General features: G+C 68.6%; 18 protein-coding genes. 6 read left to right on the plus strand and 12 right to left on the minus strand.

The annotated features are described in order from the left end of the window. Window positions 1-51 precede the first annotated feature (51 nt). The 3 genes from FB560_RS07635 to FB560_RS07645 are packed head-to-tail and all read left to right on the plus strand — an operon-like array spanning window position 52 to window position 1,911. Window positions 52-639 (plus strand): biotin transporter BioY, encoded by a 588-nt coding sequence (locus FB560_RS07635; protein ID WP_141871810.1) that lies wholly within the window; start codon window positions 52-54, stop codon window positions 637-639. Next, window positions 629-1,321, plus strand: coding sequence for an energy-coupling factor ABC transporter ATP-binding protein (locus FB560_RS07640; RefSeq protein WP_141871811.1), 693 nt, complete (start codon window positions 629-631; stop codon window positions 1,319-1,321). Before FB560_RS07635 ends, FB560_RS07640 begins: the two co-directional genes overlap by 11 nt. Next, a complete protein-coding gene (locus FB560_RS07645) occupies window positions 1,318-1,911 on the plus strand; it encodes an energy-coupling factor transporter transmembrane component T family protein (RefSeq protein WP_141871812.1) in 594 nt (197 codons plus the stop codon). The genes FB560_RS07640 and FB560_RS07645 overlap by 4 nt, the downstream gene beginning before the upstream one ends. Window positions 1,912-1,921: 10 nt before the next feature. Here FB560_RS07645 and FB560_RS07650 read toward each other — a convergent pair whose 3' ends face one another. The 4 genes from FB560_RS07650 to FB560_RS07665 all read right to left on the minus strand — a co-directional run bounded on the left by FB560_RS07650 (window position 1,922) and on the right by FB560_RS07665 (window position 5,896). Continuing rightward, a complete protein-coding gene (locus FB560_RS07650; protein ID WP_141871813.1) occupies window positions 1,922-3,223 on the minus strand; it encodes an acyltransferase family protein in 1,302 nt (433 codons plus the stop codon). A gap of 98 nt (window positions 3,224-3,321) precedes the next feature. Continuing rightward, entirely contained in the window at window positions 3,322-3,993 is a 672-nt protein-coding gene (locus FB560_RS07655) for a response regulator (RefSeq protein ID WP_141871814.1), read from the minus strand. After that, window positions 3,990-5,273 carry a sensor histidine kinase gene (locus FB560_RS07660; RefSeq protein ID WP_141871815.1) on the minus strand — a complete coding sequence of 428 codons (1,284 nt, stop codon included), beginning with the start codon at window positions 5,271-5,273 and terminating at the stop codon, window positions 3,990-3,992. The genes FB560_RS07655 and FB560_RS07660 overlap by 4 nt, the downstream gene beginning before the upstream one ends. A 5-nt stretch (window positions 5,274-5,278) precedes the next feature. Next, the gene (locus FB560_RS07665) at window positions 5,279-5,896 is read right to left on the minus strand and encodes a DedA family protein (protein WP_141871816.1); all 618 of its coding nucleotides are present in this window, start codon (window positions 5,894-5,896) and stop codon (window positions 5,279-5,281) included. A gap of 172 nt (window positions 5,897-6,068) precedes the next feature. Here FB560_RS07665 and FB560_RS07670 point away from each other — a divergent pair, with 172 nt between their 5' ends. Both FB560_RS07670 and FB560_RS07675 read left to right on the plus strand, forming a co-directional pair. Then, entirely contained in the window at window positions 6,069-7,667 is a 1,599-nt protein-coding gene (locus FB560_RS07670) for an ABC-F family ATP-binding cassette domain-containing protein (RefSeq protein ID WP_141871817.1), read from the plus strand. Between the two features lie 31 nt (window positions 7,668-7,698). Continuing rightward, the gene (locus tag FB560_RS07675; RefSeq protein ID WP_407662550.1) at window positions 7,699-8,283 is read left to right on the plus strand and encodes a pyridoxine/pyridoxamine 5'-phosphate oxidase; all 585 of its coding nucleotides are present in this window, start codon (window positions 7,699-7,701) and stop codon (window positions 8,281-8,283) included. A gap of 24 nt (window positions 8,284-8,307) precedes the next feature. Here FB560_RS07675 and FB560_RS07680 read toward each other — a convergent pair whose 3' ends face one another. Genes FB560_RS07680 through FB560_RS07695 form a run of 4 tightly spaced genes read right to left on the minus strand, consistent with a single transcriptional unit; the run spans window position 8,308 to window position 10,370 of the window. Next, on the minus strand, window positions 8,308-9,123 hold the full coding sequence (locus tag FB560_RS07680) for an SURF1 family cytochrome oxidase biogenesis protein (RefSeq protein ID WP_141871818.1): 816 nt from the start codon (window positions 9,121-9,123) through the stop codon (window positions 8,308-8,310). Then, window positions 9,120-9,314 (minus strand): hypothetical protein, encoded by a 195-nt coding sequence (locus tag FB560_RS07685; protein WP_141871819.1) that lies wholly within the window; start codon window positions 9,312-9,314, stop codon window positions 9,120-9,122. The genes FB560_RS07680 and FB560_RS07685 overlap by 4 nt, the downstream gene beginning before the upstream one ends. After that, on the minus strand, window positions 9,311-9,661 hold the full coding sequence (locus FB560_RS07690) for a DUF3099 domain-containing protein (protein ID WP_141871820.1): 351 nt from the start codon (window positions 9,659-9,661) through the stop codon (window positions 9,311-9,313). The genes FB560_RS07685 and FB560_RS07690 overlap by 4 nt, the downstream gene beginning before the upstream one ends. Window positions 9,662-9,713: 52 nt before the next feature. Continuing rightward, complete coding sequence (locus FB560_RS07695; RefSeq protein ID WP_141871821.1) at window positions 9,714-10,370, minus strand: DUF4190 domain-containing protein; 657 nt, start codon at window positions 10,368-10,370, stop codon at window positions 9,714-9,716. 141 nt (window positions 10,371-10,511) lie between these two features. On the opposite strand from FB560_RS07695, the gene FB560_RS07700 reads away from it, so the two are divergent. After that, entirely contained in the window at window positions 10,512-11,222 is a 711-nt protein-coding gene (locus FB560_RS07700; protein WP_141871822.1) for a beta-ketoacyl-ACP reductase, read from the plus strand. A gap of 24 nt (window positions 11,223-11,246) precedes the next feature. Here the strand turns inward: FB560_RS07700 and FB560_RS07705 are convergent, their stop codons facing one another. The 4 genes from FB560_RS07705 to FB560_RS07720 all read right to left on the minus strand — a co-directional run bounded on the left by FB560_RS07705 (window position 11,247) and on the right by FB560_RS07720 (window position 14,880). Beyond that, window positions 11,247-11,942, minus strand: a complete 696-nt coding sequence (locus FB560_RS07705; protein WP_141871823.1) for an alpha/beta fold hydrolase — start codon at window positions 11,940-11,942, stop codon at window positions 11,247-11,249. A 116-nt stretch (window positions 11,943-12,058) separates the two neighbouring features. Further along, window positions 12,059-12,886 carry a MerR family transcriptional regulator gene (locus FB560_RS07710; protein ID WP_141871824.1) on the minus strand — a complete coding sequence of 276 codons (828 nt, stop codon included), beginning with the start codon at window positions 12,884-12,886 and terminating at the stop codon, window positions 12,059-12,061. A 67-nt stretch (window positions 12,887-12,953) separates the two neighbouring features. Continuing rightward, window positions 12,954-13,589: a phosphoserine phosphatase SerB gene (gene serB, locus FB560_RS07715; protein ID WP_141871825.1), complete on the minus strand. Its 636-nt coding sequence runs from the start codon at window positions 13,587-13,589 to the stop codon at window positions 12,954-12,956. Window positions 13,590-13,638: 49 nt separating this feature from the next. Continuing rightward, the gene (locus tag FB560_RS07720) at window positions 13,639-14,880 is read right to left on the minus strand and encodes a glucose-1-phosphate adenylyltransferase (protein WP_141871826.1); all 1,242 of its coding nucleotides are present in this window, start codon (window positions 14,878-14,880) and stop codon (window positions 13,639-13,641) included. Window positions 14,881-14,909: the final 29 nt, after the last annotated feature.

Below are 14,909 nucleotides of genomic sequence, written 5' to 3' on the forward strand. Positions count from 1 at the left end.
GAACGCCGTTCACGTGAACACTGTTCAGGAAGCTTTTCGAGAGGATGAACCATGACAGAGAACCGCACCGACCTCGGTCGCGATCTGGGACGTATCGCGGTCTTCGCCGCGCTCATCGTCGTGTTCGGAATGGTCACGGTGCCGCTCCCCGGTGGTGTGCCGATCACGGCGCAGACGCTCGGTGTGATGCTGGCCGGAGCGGTGCTGGGGCCGAGGAGAGGACCTCTCGCTGTGCTGGTCGTGCTCGCGCTGGCCGCGGTCGGGCTTCCGGTGCTGGCGGGCGGACGAGGCGGGCTCGGCGTGTTCGTCGGCCCCACGGCCGGCTACCTGGTCGGCTGGGTGGCCGGTGCGCTGGTGATCGGCCTGATCGTGCACGGTGGACGGATCACCTGGTGGCGCACGGCGCTCGGCACGGTGCTCGGCGGAATCCTCGTGGTCTACCTGTTCGGCATCCCGGTGCAGGCCCTCGTCCTCGGGGTGGACCTCGGTCCGACCGCGTTGTCGAGCCTCGCCTTCCTCCCGGGTGATCTGCTCAAGGCGGCTGCGGCCACCGCCCTGACGCTCGCGCTGCGTCGTGCGTACCCGCCCGCATTCGGCGTGCGGTCGTTCGCGCCGCAGTCCTCGGCGCATGCCGGTTGAGACCGAGGCGACGTCTGTCTCGGTCGAACGGGTCAGCGTCGAGATCGACGGCCGTACGATCCTGACCGACGTCTCGGCGGATCTCACGGCGCGCCGCATCGCGGTGATCGGGGCCAACGGTTCGGGGAAGTCGACGTTCGCGCGGCTGCTCAACGGACTCGCGGCTCCGACATCCGGTCAGGTGCGCGTGCACGGACTCGACACGGTGCGCGACCGCTCCGCCGTCCGTCGGCGGGTCGGGTTCGTGTTCACCGATCCCGATGCGCAGATCCTGATGCCCACCCCCGCCGAAGACCTCGCGCTCTCGCTCCGGGGGCAGCCGAGAGCAGACGTGGCCGCCAAGGTCGTGGCCACCTTGGCGGAGCATGGGCTGGACGCGCACGCGGACGCACCGGCGTCGAGCCTGTCTGGTGGTCAGAAGCAGATGCTCGCCCTCGCGTCCGTCCTCATCACCGAGCCGGCCGTCGTGGTCGCGGATGAGCCGACGACCCTGCTCGATCTCGCCAACGCGCGGCGGGTGGGCGATCTGCTCCTGTCCCAGCGAGCTCAGCTCGTCCTGGTGACGCACGACCTCGACCTCGCCGCTCGGTGCGATGTCGCGATGCGGTTCGAGGCAGGGCGGTTGGTGCACCAGGGCGAGCCGGCGGAGGTGATCGACGCCTACCGCCGGGCGTGCGCATGATCCAGCTCTATCGTCCGGGCGCCAGTGTCGTGCACCGCGCACCCACCGGCAGCAAGCTGGCCGTGCTGACGGTCGCCGCGCTTCTGCTCTCGCTCGTGCCTCAGACGGCGGGGAGCATCGGCGTCGTGCTGCTCGCCGTCAGCGCCCTCTACCGGGTGGCGGGGTTCCCCATGCGCGTGCTCGGATCCGAGCTGTGGCGCATCCGGTGGCTCGTCCTGGTGCTCGGAGTGGCTCTCGCGGTGTTCTTCTCGCCGCTGATCGCCTGGATCAACACCGGGCGCGTGGTCGCTCTCCTGCTTCTCGCGAGCCTGCTCACGCTGACGACGCGCATGGCGGACCTACTCGATGCGCTGCACCGGATGCTCCGGCCCCTGCGGCGGCTCGGGGTCGATGCGGATGCGGTCGCCATGACGCTCTCGCTCACGATAACCATGATCCCCGTCGTCGCCGGGTTCGCTGAACATGTGCGTGATGCGCACCGTGCGCGCGGCGTGCGCCCTGGCGTCCGCGCGGTCATCCCGCTGCTCGTCCTCGCGCTGCGTCATGCCGACGACGTGAGCGACGCACTGGTCGCCCGGGGGATCGGCTGACCTGGTCTGCTCAGACGACGGCGGTTCGAGGCGTCGAGCTCGATGAGCGCGCCTGCGCGAGCCGCAGCGCCGGGATCACGAGCGCGAGTGCGATCGCGGCGGTGGCGACCGAGGTGCCGAGCACGAGAAGCAGGAGGATCCCCACCAGCGCCAGGAACACCGCCGCCGTGATGCGAGTCGAGGACGCGGAGCACGCAGGCGCGGGCAGGCTCTCGAATCGCGAGGTGGACACGGCGACGAGCGCCGTCAGGGACAGCGCGAGAGCGAGCCAGAGCGGACGCGCGGCCCACCAGTCCATGCTGCCGAGCGGAGGCAGCTCGACGCCGCTGAGCATCGCGAACACGGCGGTGACGCCGGCCATCACCAGCAGCACCGGCATGTGCCACAGGTAGATGCTCATCGTCCGAGGGGTCACGAACGCGGTGAACGCCGCCGCGACAGGACGTCGACTGATCTGTTCGAGCCGATCACGTGTCAGCGACAGTGCGCTGGTGTGCACCACACCGACCAGGAGCAGCGCGGCGGTCGGCGGGTTGATGTTCGCGATCAGGTCGGGGGAATAGGTCCCTGTCGCGAAGGTGAGGATCAGGACGCCGAGCGCTACGGCCCCTGCCGCAGCGCGGGTGCGCCGGGACAGCGCATCGATGCGACCGTCGGCGAGGAAGAAGCCGAGCTGTTGGAGCGCCATCCAGACGAATGCGAGATTCAGGAAACCTACCGCGTCGACGCCGCTGATCGCTCGGAGACCGTCGACGGCGACCGCAGCCGCCGTGAGCAGACCGATCGTGAGGAGAGGTGCACGCTCGTGCGCGGCGGCGAGGGCCGGGAGCAGGGCTTGGCACATCAGGAAGACCGCGAGGAACCACAGCGGCTGGCCGTAGCGGAATCCGGCGATGGCCAGCAGATCGGCGGGGATGCCGAGCACGGTGAGCACCGCGAGGGCGAGCGCCACCACGCCGATCGTGATCACCGCAGGACGCAGCAGCCGATGCAGTCGCGCAGCCACGAAGGATCGTGCGGAGCCCCCTCGTTCGCGCATTCGGCGGTACGCGATGAGACCAGAGAACCCTCCGATCACGAAGAACAGCGGCATGACCTGCAGCACCCAGCTGAGGGGAGCGATCCACGCCGACCCCTCACTGGCGTTGGCGAACACCGGACCCGCATCGGTCACCGTGACGCCGACCATGATCGCGTGCAGCAGCACCACACCGATCACGCAGAGCACGCGGACGAAGTCGATGCCGGTGTCGCGGAGGCCGCGGGGCGGCTGTGACGGAGCGGCGGTGAACGGCGCCGGGGCGATGGTCATGAGTCCTCCTGAGGAACGGTGTCCCCGGAGACTATGGAGCCGGTGCCGGTCGAGACATCACCCTCCGGTGCCGTCTCGACCCCCTACCGCGGAGGGAGTCAGGATGAAGGTTCGACCAGACCCGTGTCGTAGGCGAGGATGACCGCGTGCACGCGGTCGCGCAGCTGCAGCTTGGCCAGTACCTTGCCGACGTGCGTCTTGACCGTCTGTTCCGCGATGAACAGGTCGGCGGCGATCTCGGTGTTGGACCTGCCGCGCCCGATCAGCACCAGCACCTCGCGCTCGCGATCGGTGAGGTCTGCCAGCGCCGTGGTGGAGCGCTGCCCCTGCGGGCGACGGCCCGCGAACTGCTCGATCATCCGCCGGGTGACGCTGGGGGCCAGGAGTGCGTCCCCGGCGGCGACCACGCGGACGGCGTGCACGAGCTCCTCCGGCAGCGCATCCTTGAGCAGGAAGCCGCTCGCTCCGGCCGCGAGCGCGTCGTACACGTAGTCGTCGATGTCGAAGGTCGTGAGCATCAGGATCCGCGGCACGTGCGCTGCCGGGTAGGAGGGCCCGAGGATGCGCCGAGTCGCCTCGATGCCGTCCAGCTCCGGCATCCGCACATCCATCAGGATCACGTCGGGGTCGACGCGCGCGGAGAGCGTCACCGCCTCTGCGCCGTTCGCCGCCTGACCGACGACGTGGATCCCGTCGTGGGCGTCGAGGAGCGCGGCGAAGCCGGCGCGCACCATGGCCTGGTCATCGGCGATGAGGACGCTGATCGTCACGTGTTCTCCCTGTCGGTGGTGCGCGGTTCGGCGCCCGGATGATCTGAGACGGAGCCGGAAGGATCGGATGCCAGCGGAAGGACGGCATCGACGGTCCACGCTCCCTCCTGATCCGGCCCCGCACGAAGGCTGCCTCCGAGGAGTTCGGCGCGCTCGCGCATGCCGCGCAGGCCGTAGCCCCCGCTCGGGTCGCTCGGGGCTTCCAGCGATGCGTCGTTGTGCACGCGGATGCGTATCGAGGCGGAATCGGCGTGCACGCGCACCGTGACGCGCGCGCCGGGGGAATGGCGGACCGCATTGCTCAGCGCTTCCTGCACGATGCGGAAGGCGGCGATCTGCACCGCGGAATCCGCGCCGGCGGCGGCGTGGCCGCCCTCGATGACCAGTCCGACGTCGACACCGGCTCGACGGATGCTGTCGACGAGACTCGGGATGTCATCGATCCCGTGCTGCGGCGCCAACTCCGCGGTCTGGTCCTCCGTGCGCAGCACGCCGAGCATCCGCCGCATCTCGGCCAGCGACGTGCGCGCCGTGGCGGCGATGTCGTCGAACTCGGCCGCTGCCACCTCGCCGATCTCCGGGAGCCGGTAGCGCGCGGTCGAGGCCTGCACCTGGATCACCGACATGCTGTGGGCGACCACATCGTGCAGCTCGCGTGCGATGCGCGTGCGTTCCTCGACGAGCGCGCGCCGGGACTCCTCGAGAGCACTGTGCTCGCGCTCGCGGGTCAGCTCGGCGCCGAGCCGGAGTCTCCCCGCGGCCAAGGTGGCGATGAGATACATCGCCACAGCGACCGACGCGGTCACGATCAGGTCCGCGGTCGCGCTGCCGGAGGAGCCGGAGGTCGCCACCATGTCGGGACGCAGCAGGGGCGCGATGAGGGAGGAGATCAGGCCGATGATCAGTGTGAAGGCTCCGAGTCGTGCGCCGTGGATGAAGGTCACGACGCCGACGAACAGGACGAACGTCAGTAGAGCCGGCACCGACCATGGCCACGGAGCCGAGACCGCGCGCGAGGAGTCGACCGTCAACGGCAGCAGGAACGCCGCGGCGCAGAACATCGCGATCGCCGTGCGCGGCCGTGTGAGCGAGAGCAGGGGAGCGGCGCAGACGGCGGCGCCGAGGACGAACGAGAGCGGAAGGAGAGTGCCCGAGAGCGTCGTCTGCAGTGCGACGAGCGTGGCGAACAGCGCGACCGTCGCCGCGCACAGCGCCACGAGAGCGGCGGTGCGCCGGGTGATCCACGGGGCGCGCGCTGCGCGAGGTCGGCGACGGGCCATGACTGTCATCCTGCCAGTTGGAGAGCGGCGACACGGCGGCGCCGAACGGCCGCGACGCGATCGATCACGAGCCCGACGAGCAGCGCGATCGCGATGCCCAGCGCTGCGCTCAGCAACGGCTGTCCCTTGACCCACGATCCGGCGAGCAACCCGATCGCCAGGCTGAAGGCGCTCCAGCTGAGCCCGCCGATCAGGCTGAGCGGCAGGAAGCGACGCCAGGGGAACCCGAGAGCACCGGCAGACATGTTGACGGCCACGCGTCCGACCGGCACGTACCTGGCGCCCAGGATCAGCACCGCGCTGCGATTCTCGAGAGCGCGCTGCGCGGAGGTGAACACCGTCACGACGCGCGGCCGGCGCATCCACGCGAATCGTGTCGTGCCCACCTTGCGGCCGATCAGGAAGGCGATGTTGTCGCCGATCGCGGCACCGAGTGCGGCGATGGCGCCGAGGAGGAGCAGATCGGCACCCCCGGTGGATGCGGCCACTGCAGCGGCCGCGACCAACACGGTCTCACTCGGAACCGGAGGGAAGAAGCCGTCGAGGATCGTCACCCCGAACAGGACCAGGTACAGCCAGGGCGAGGCGACGGCCTGCATGATGAGCTCGTTGATGACATCCACCCCTGAACGCTATGGAAGAGGCGCCGGTGGGAGCATCCCTCTCCGGTATCGACGCCCTCACTCTCCGGGTTGATCTTCCTGAGTGCGCGGGCGGTCCGCGCCCAGCCCGACCCGCTTATACTGGGAGGCTGGCCCCTCGGCCGACTTCCACCCGAAAGAACGGACATCCGCTGTGCTCGCCGTGCACGACCTCGAGATCCGCGTGGGCGCACGCCTGCTCATGGAGAACGTCTCGTTCCGCGTCGCCGATGGCGACAAGATCGGGCTCGTCGGTCGCAATGGCGCCGGGAAGACGACTCTCACCAAGGTGCTGGCCGGCGATCTGCTGCCGGCAGACGGAACGGTCACCCGTTCGGGGGAGCTCGGATACCTGCCGCAGGACCCGCGTTCCGGCAACCCGGAAGACCTCGCGCGCACCCGCATCCTCGATGCCCGTGGACTCGGTCAGCTGAACCTCGGCATGACCGAGGCTTCGCTCGAGATGGGGTCGGATGACCCTGCCGTGGCGGCGAAGGCCATGAAGCGCTACGGACAGCTGACGGAGCAGTTCGAGGCGCAGGGCGGCTACGCCGCCGAGGCGCAGGCAGCCTCGATCGCGCACAACCTCTCTCTGCCCGACCGCATCCTCGACCAGCCGCTCTCTACCCTCTCGGGTGGACAGCGCCGTCGTATCGAGCTCGCACGCATCCTGTTCTCGGATGCGCAGACGATGATCCTCGACGAGCCGACCAACCACCTCGACGCCGACAGCGTCGTGTGGCTGCGTGAGTTCCTGAAGGGCTACAAGGGTGGGCTGATCGTCATCAGCCACGATGTGGAGCTCGTCGGCGAGACCGTCAACCGGGTGTTCTACCTCGACGCCAACCGTCAGATCATCGACACCTACAACATGAACTGGAAGAACTACCTGCGCCAGCGGGTGGCCGACGAGGAGCGCCGCAAGAAGGAGCGCGCCAACGTCGAGAAGAAGGCGACGACCCTGCAGCTGCAGGCCGCCCGCTTCGGGGCGAAGGCCTCGAAGGCGGCCGCCGCCCACCAGATGGTGGCCCGCGCCGAGAAGATGCTCGCCGGACTCGATGATGTGCGTCAGGAAGACCGCGTCGCGAAGCTGCGGTTCCCGAAGCCCGCTCCGTGCGGCAAGACGCCCATGATGGCGTCGGGTCTGTCGAAGTCCTACGGTTCGCTGGAGATCTTCACCGACGTCGATCTCGCGATCGACCGTGGCTCAAAGGTCGTGGTCCTCGGACTCAACGGTGCCGGAAAGACGACGCTGCTCCGGATGCTCGCGGGTGTCGACCAGCCGGACACGGGACAGCTCGAGCCCGGGCACGGCCTCAAGGTCGGGTACTACGCCCAGGAGCACGAGAACCTCGACGTGAACCGTTCGGTGCTGGAGAACATGGTCTCCGCTGCTCCGCACATCACGGAGACCGAGGCGCGCAAGGTGCTGGGCTCGTTCCTGTTCACGGGCGATGACGTGCTCAAGCCCGCCGGGGTGCTCTCCGGTGGTGAGAAGACGCGTCTCTCGCTCGCGACGCTGGTCGTCTCGTCCGCGAACCTGCTGCTCCTCGACGAGCCGACGAACAACCTGGACCCCGCGTCCCGCGAGGAGATCCTCGGTGCCCTGGCGCACTACGAGGGCGCGGTCGTCCTGGTCTCCCACGATCCCGGCGCGGTGCAGTCGCTCAACCCCGAGCGCGTGCTGATCCTTCCCGACGGTGTCGAGGACATCTGGAGCCAGGAGTATCAGGACCTGATCGAGCTCGCCTGACCGCGCGTCCTCTCGTGGCATAGTCGAGAGGGTGACTCACGACGAATCGGATCTCGACGCTCTCCCGATCAACGAGTGGTTGCGGGGGCGACATGCCCTCACAGGAACCAGCCCGGAGTGGGACCTGGACGCACTACCGGACGATCCCACCACGCTCTTCGCGACCTGGTTGCGGGTCGCGGCGGCCGGGGGCGTCGCCGAGCCGCACACCGTCACGCTGGCGACCGTGGACGCCGACGGCGTTCCCGATGCGCGCACGCTCATCCTGAAGCGGATCGATGAGCAGGGGTGGGCGTTCGCGAGCACGAGGTCTTCCCGCAAGGCCCGGCAGCTCGTCGACTCGCCCGCAGCGGCTCTGAACTTCTGGTGGCAGCCGCAGGTGCGTGCGGTGCGCGTGCGCGGCCACGTGGTGGAGGCGACTCCGGAGGAGAGCGCCGCCGATCTCGCCGCTCGCTCGGCTGCTGCGCGCGCGGATGTGTCCGACGGAGACTGGGTGCTGTGGAGGATCGTTCCGAGCCGGATCGAGTTCTGGCAGGGCTCGAGGGATCGCCGACACACGCGTGTGGTCTACGCCCCACACGGGGACGGGTGGACGCACGAGTTCACGCGCGGCTGATCAGCGCGGCGCAGGGAGGCGGGGTCAGACGTTCGCGTCGAGGAGCTCATCCTCGACATCGGCGTCCTTGTCGCGGCGACGAGACTTCTTCACCGGTGTCGGCACGCCCTCGACCTCTTCACGATGCTTCACGATCTCGGTGCGGATGATGTAGCCGATGAAGACGAAGCCCATGATGGCGAACAGGATCCACTGGATCGCGTACGACAGGTGCGGGCCGGGGTCGTCGGTGGGCGAGGAGAACCCACCCAGCGCGTTCGCCGCGGCGGGATCTTCGCTGACCAGCTGGCCGTAGGCGCCGGTGATCACGTCGCCGTCGACCAGCTTCGCGATCGACGGGAGGTTGATCGTCGGAACCTGACCTTCCGGAGCGCCGCGACCGGATGCAGGGAGTTGCTCGCCGGGACGCAGCCGGACGATGACCTCCGCCTCGCCGGATGGCGGGCTCGCCACGGAGTCGGGGGAGTCGCCGTCACCCGGCGGGACCCAGCCGCGGTCGACGATGAACACGCGTCCGTCGACATCCTGGAACGGCACCAGCACCTCGAACGCGCTCGTACCGCCGTGCGGCCGGTTGCGGACCAGCAGCTGCTGGTCCGCGAGGTATTCGCCGCGGAGGATCACCGGGTGCCACTCATCGCCGGGGGAGAGCTGCCCATCGGCGCCGATCAGATCGGACAGGGGGACAGGATCCGCGTCGTAGTTCTGCTCCACGAGCGCGATCTGCTCCGACCGCGTCTCGTTGCGGTCGAACTGCCAGTTGGACAGGAACACGCACGCGATGGCGAAACCGATCGCGATCAGCACGTAGACGCACCACCGCATCATCCGTCGACTCATGCAGGAACGCCTTCTCGTACGGCGACGGGGAAGTCTCGTGCGGCGAGGTAGTCATGCAGGAACGTGACGTGCTCATCGCACGCGAGCCAGATCTTCTCGCGGTCGACAGGGTGGATGCGGGGGTTGCGCCAGACGACATGGTGCGTCGCCGCGTTCCGGCAGCCGGCACGCGAGCATTCGATCTCGGTCACGACTCGTCCCGCCGGCTCTCATCGATGCGGAACACCGCAGGGCCGGCTTCGTCGAGAGGGGCGACATACGGGCGCGGCGCCTCGACCTCCAGAGTGGGGGACTCTGCCGTGGTCTCGGTGCTGTCGCTGCCGGCGTTCGCGAACACCACGGCGATGTAGGGGAGTACTGCCGCCGCGATCGCGAAGATCCAGGTGTACCAGCCGTAGGGCTGGATGAACACCATCAGCCCGAAGCAGATGATGCGGATCGTCATGGTGAGGGCGTAGCGGCGCACACGATGGTCGCCCTCGGCCTGCGGCGACTGCGGCAGGGAGGTGACGGCGGGGATGGCGCGCTTGCTCTTCACGATACCTCCAGCCTACGCCGGTGGCGGCCTCGCGGCGTGCCGATGAGGACGTTCAGCTGTTGAAGATGAAGGGCAGGCTGAAGGCCCCGAAAGCCACGAAGCTGATGATCATGAAGATGAGTCCCAGAGCGAGGAAGCCCAGCATGATGTAGCCGATGATGAGGCCGGCGAAGGCCACGCCGCGTCCGCCGATCGCAGGGTTGTTCCTGGTCTGCTTCAGGGCCATGTGACCGGTGACCACGGCGGCGATCGCGGCCAGGATCGGAAGCAGGAGCCAGCTGAAGATGACGCTGACGATCGCGCAGATGAGAGAGGTGATCGCGAGCCCGCTTGTCGGGCGGGGAGCGGCCAGCGGATACGTGGGAGCGCCGTAGACCGGGTAGGGGCCGGGCTGTGGGGCGGGTGCTCCGTAGACCTGCTGCTGCTGCGGCGGCGGCGGCGCTGCGGGGTATCCGGGCGCATATCCCGGCTGTGCCGGCGCGTTGTATGCCGGCGCGGCGGGTGCCTGGCCGTACGTCGGGGCGGCCCCGGGGTATGCCTGTGTGGGCGCAGGCGGTGTCGACGGCGCGGTGGTCGGGTAGGCCGGAGGCGCGGGGTAGGCGGGCGGTGCCGCGGGGGAAGCGACGGGAGGCGCCGGAGGTGCGGGGGGTACGGGCGGCGGCGTGAGCGGCTGCGCGCCTGCGGAGGGAGGAGTGCTGTCGTCGCTCATGGTGGTGCCCTTTCGTCGCACTCAGCGTTTCAGCATGGCCGGTATCTGTCAAACGTCCCTCAGAACGCTCGCCGGAGGCATGCTCGATAGGATCGAGGTCGACTCTTCCGTCGTCCTTCAGTCAGATCAGGAGTGTTACCCATGAGTGCTCAGCGTGTCGTCCTCGTCACCGGAGGCAACCGCGGCATCGGCCGCGCGATCGCCGAGCGCTTCGTGCGAGACGGTTACCGTGTCGCCGTCACCGCTCGTAGCGGTGAAGGGCCCGAGGGAACTCTGACCGTGCGCGCGGATGTCACAGACGCCGCCGCGCTCGACGCCGCGTTCACCGAGGTGGAGCAGCAGCTCGGCCCCGTCGAGATCGTCGTGGCGAATGCGGGCATCACCAAGGACACGCTCCTGCTCCGGATGACCGAGGACGACTTCGACAGCGTGGTCGCGACGAATCTCGGCGGCACGTTCCGTGTGGTCAAGCGTGCGTCGAAGGGCATGCTGCGTGCTCGTTTCGGCCGCGTCATCCTCATCTCGAGCGTCGTCGGGCTCTACGGCTCTGCCGGTCAGGTCAACTACTCGGCCTCGAAGAGCGCGCTCGTCGGGTTCGCCCGGTCGCTGACCCGTGAGCTCGGCAGCCGCGGAATCACCGCGAATGTCGTCGCACCGGGCTTCATCGAGACCGACATGACGGCGGAGCTGCCGGAAGAGACGCAGAAGCAGTACAAGGCCAACATCCCGGCCGGGCGCTTCGCGACGCCGGACGAGGTCGCCGGTGTCGTGACCTGGCTCGCCGGCGACGATGCCGGCTACATCTCGGGGGCGGTCATCCCCGTCGACGGTGGACTCGGAATGGGGCACTGAGCCGTCTTCGCGACGTACCTCCTCTCAGCGCGCGACGGCCGCGTTGAGAAGCTCGGTCAGACGCGCGGGCACCGAGAACTGCGGCCAGTGCGCTGAGCCGATGCGCACCACCTCGGCATCCGCGATGGCGTGGAACTCGTCGGCGTACGGTCCCCACTGGTCGATCTGAGCCTCGAACGCCTCCTGATCGAGTCCTCCCATGAGCAGCGTCACGGGAACGTCGTAGCGAGCGCGGTTCGCGAGCACGATCTGATCGGTCGGCACGCGTGCGGGCACGCTCGATGTCAGGGGCACGGTGCGCTCGCGGGTCTCCTCGTCGAGGTCGTGCACGTCTTCATCGGGGAAGTAATCCCACCCCGGGAAGGGGATGACGCCGTCGCGCACCGTGAACTCGCTGATGCCGAACCCCGAAGGCGGAGGCACCGTGTCGACGAAGATCACGCGCGAGACGCGACCGGGACGCGCATCGGCGACCCCCCACGCGACATTCCCTCCGCCGCTGTGCCCGACCACGATGCATGAGTCCGGCAGGGAGTCGACGACCTGCACGACGGAGTCGACCCAGTCGGCGATGCCGATCTCGGCGGACTCGGATGCCGGCGTGCCGAGGCCCGGCATCGTCAGCGGATGCACGCGGTGCCCTGCCGCTTCGAGCCCGGGGATCACCTCGTCCCAACTGGATGCGTCGAGCCAGAGTCCGGGGATCAGGATGATGTCCATGAACCGACGCTAGCGCTGTCCTCCGACATTCGCGACGGTGCTCGACGCGCGCCCCGGCACCGGCCGCATCGCGACGGTCGGCACCGGGACGTCATGCCGCGGAGGGCGGACGAGCGTCAGGCGAGCGGGACGCACACCTCGGTCAGCAGGCCGTCCTCGTCGGCATCCGAAGGAGTGACGAGGTATCGGTTGAACGCCTTGGCGGCGAGCGTCCCGTCGCTTCGTGCGGACACGCCGTCGGACACGATGCGGGCGCTGATCAGGTCGTGCGCTTCGGTGATCCGATCGTAGGATCCCTCCACGAGAGCGACCAGGCAGTCGCGTTCCGGCAGCTCATGCCGCTCGAGTGGCGACTCGACGCGGGTGTCCGGAGCGACAGGGAAGAAGATCGAGAGGTCGACGTCCCGGTCGGTGAACTGATCGTCGTGCTCGATCACACCACACGGTTCGACAGGGATGATCGAGCGGGCATCGAGCAGCGGGAGCATCCGGTCCCACAGCAGATGCTCATCGGAGTAGGTCGGCACGGTGCCGCGAAGCGCGATGACGGTCATGGCGGGGATCGTCGTGCGACGGATGGTGATCGACATGGTGTTGTCTCCTGGGTCGAGTAATCGATTGATGAGGGATACCCGTCCCTGGGCCGCGCGCTGCTCCTCGACCAGGCTCTCGCGCTGCAACCGCAGCGCGTGGGGCCAGGCGGGGGTACCGCGGGCGGCGAGGAGCGCGCCGATGGCGGAGACGCCGAACCCCACATCGCGGAGATTGCGGATGTCGATCGCGTCGACCAGCTGGTCCGCAGAGTATCTCCGGTACCCGCTGGAGGCGTCGATGTCGACGGGCACCAGCACGCCGTGCGTGTCGTAGTGGCGCAGCATCCGCACCGACAGCCGACTCAGGGAGCTGAATCGACCGATCGTCATGAGATTCGTGGTCTCGGCCATGAACCCATGCTCTCGTCTGACACCGTGTGAGAGTCAACTCACGGCCGGGCGAGTCCCTCCGCCGCGATCAGGGCAGCAGCGGGATGACCTGAGACAGGTCCTGCGGACCGATCACGAGGCTCGCGGCCGCGCGCACGGCGGGCTTCGCGTTGAACGCCAGACCGAGGCCGGCGACGGCCATCATGGCGAGGTCGTTCGCCCCGTCTCCGATCGCGATCGTGGCGTGCGAGGGGACGCCGAGCTCGGCAGCCCATTCCTGCAGGAACGCGGCTTTGGCTGCGCCGTCGACGATCGGACCGTCGACCTCGCCACTCAATGCGCCATCCGTCACCTGGAGCCGGTTCGCCCGCCATCGGTCGACCCCGAGGTCGGGGGCGACGGAATCGAGGATCTCGTGGAACCCGCCAGACACGACGCCGACGACTCCGCCGCGCTCGTGCACGGCAGCGGTGAGCTCGCGCACGCCGGGGGTGGGCTCGATCCGGGCGCGCACCCGCGTGAACGCCTCGACCGGTACGCCGCGCAGCGCCGCGACACGGGAACGCAGGCTCGTCGAGAAGTCGACCTCTCCGCGCATCGCGGCCTCCGTCGCCGCCTGCACCTCGTCACGCCGTCCCGCCTCGTCGGCGAGCAGCTCGATCACCTCGTTGCGGATGAGGGTGGAGTCGGCATCGAGGACGACGAGGAAACGCGCAGCAGTCACGCGAACGAGCCTAGCGACCGCGCAGACGTGTGATCGACCGTGAGACGCGTCAGCGCTCGATGAACACGCCCTTGCCGACGACCGTGATCCCGGACTCCGTGACGGTGAAGCCCCGAGCCAGATCGCGTTCGCGATCGACGCCGACGGTCGCCCCGTCCGCCAACACGACGTTCTTGTCGAGGATCGCCCGGTGCACCCGTGACCCGGCGCCGACGTGCACGTGATCGAAGACCACGGAATCGGTGATCGTCGAGCCGCCGCCCGCGAGGGTCCAGGGGCCGACGACGCTGCGCTCCAGATGCGTACCCGAGAGCACAGACCCCAGCGACACGATCGAGTCGATCGCGTTCCCGATCCGACCGACCGAGTCGCGCACGAACTTCGCGGGGGGCGAGTTGACCGCCTGCGAGTGGATGGGCCACTCCATGTTGTAGAGGTTGAAGATCGGCAGCGTCGAGATCAGGTCGCGGTGGGCGTCGTAGAAGGAGTCGATCGTACCGACGTCGCGCCAGTAGGAACGGTCGCGTGGGGACGACCCAGGGACCTCGTTCTGCTTCATGTCGTAGTAGCCGGCCTCGCCGCGGTCGACGAAGTACGGGACGATGTCGCCACCCATGTCGTGGCCGGAGGTGGGGGACTCCCCGTCGGCCTCGACCGCGGCGATGAGCGCATCCGCGTCGAAGATGTAGTTGCCCATCGAGGCGAGCACCTCATGCGGGGAATCCTCGAGTCCGGCGGCATCCGTCGGCTTCTCCAGGAACTGCTTGATCCGGCCCGTGCTCGAGTCGGCGTCGATCACGCCGAACTGCGAGGCGAGCGCGAGCGGCTGGCGGATGCCGGCCACGGTCGCCTTCGCACCGGACTCGATGTGCGCCTCGAGCATCTGACGGAAGTCCATGCGGTAGACGTGATCGGCGCCGATGACCACGACGATGTCGGGCTTCTCGTCGTTGATCAGGTTCATGCTCTGCAGGATCGCGTCGGCAGAACCCGAGAACCAGCGCTTTCCGAGACGCTGCTGGGCCGGCACCGAGGTCACGTAGGAGTCGAGCAGGGCCGACATGCGCCAGGTCTGCGAGATGTGCCGATCGAGGCTGTGCGACTTGTACTGCGTCAGCACGACGACCTGACGGAGGCCCGAGTTGATGAGGTTCGAGATGGCGAAATCGATCAATCGATACTGTCCGCCGAACGGCACCGCAGGTTTGGCGCGATCGGCCGTGAGGGGCATGAGGCGCTTGCCCTCGCCGCCGGCGAGGATGATCCCGAAGACCTTCTTTGGAGCGGACATGGCTCCACCATAGATGCGATCCGGCTCGC

Origin of the sequence: Microbacterium saperdae (assembly GCF_006716345.1) — a bacterium.
GTDB lineage: Bacteria > Actinomycetota > Actinomycetes > Actinomycetales > Microbacteriaceae > Microbacterium > Microbacterium saperdae.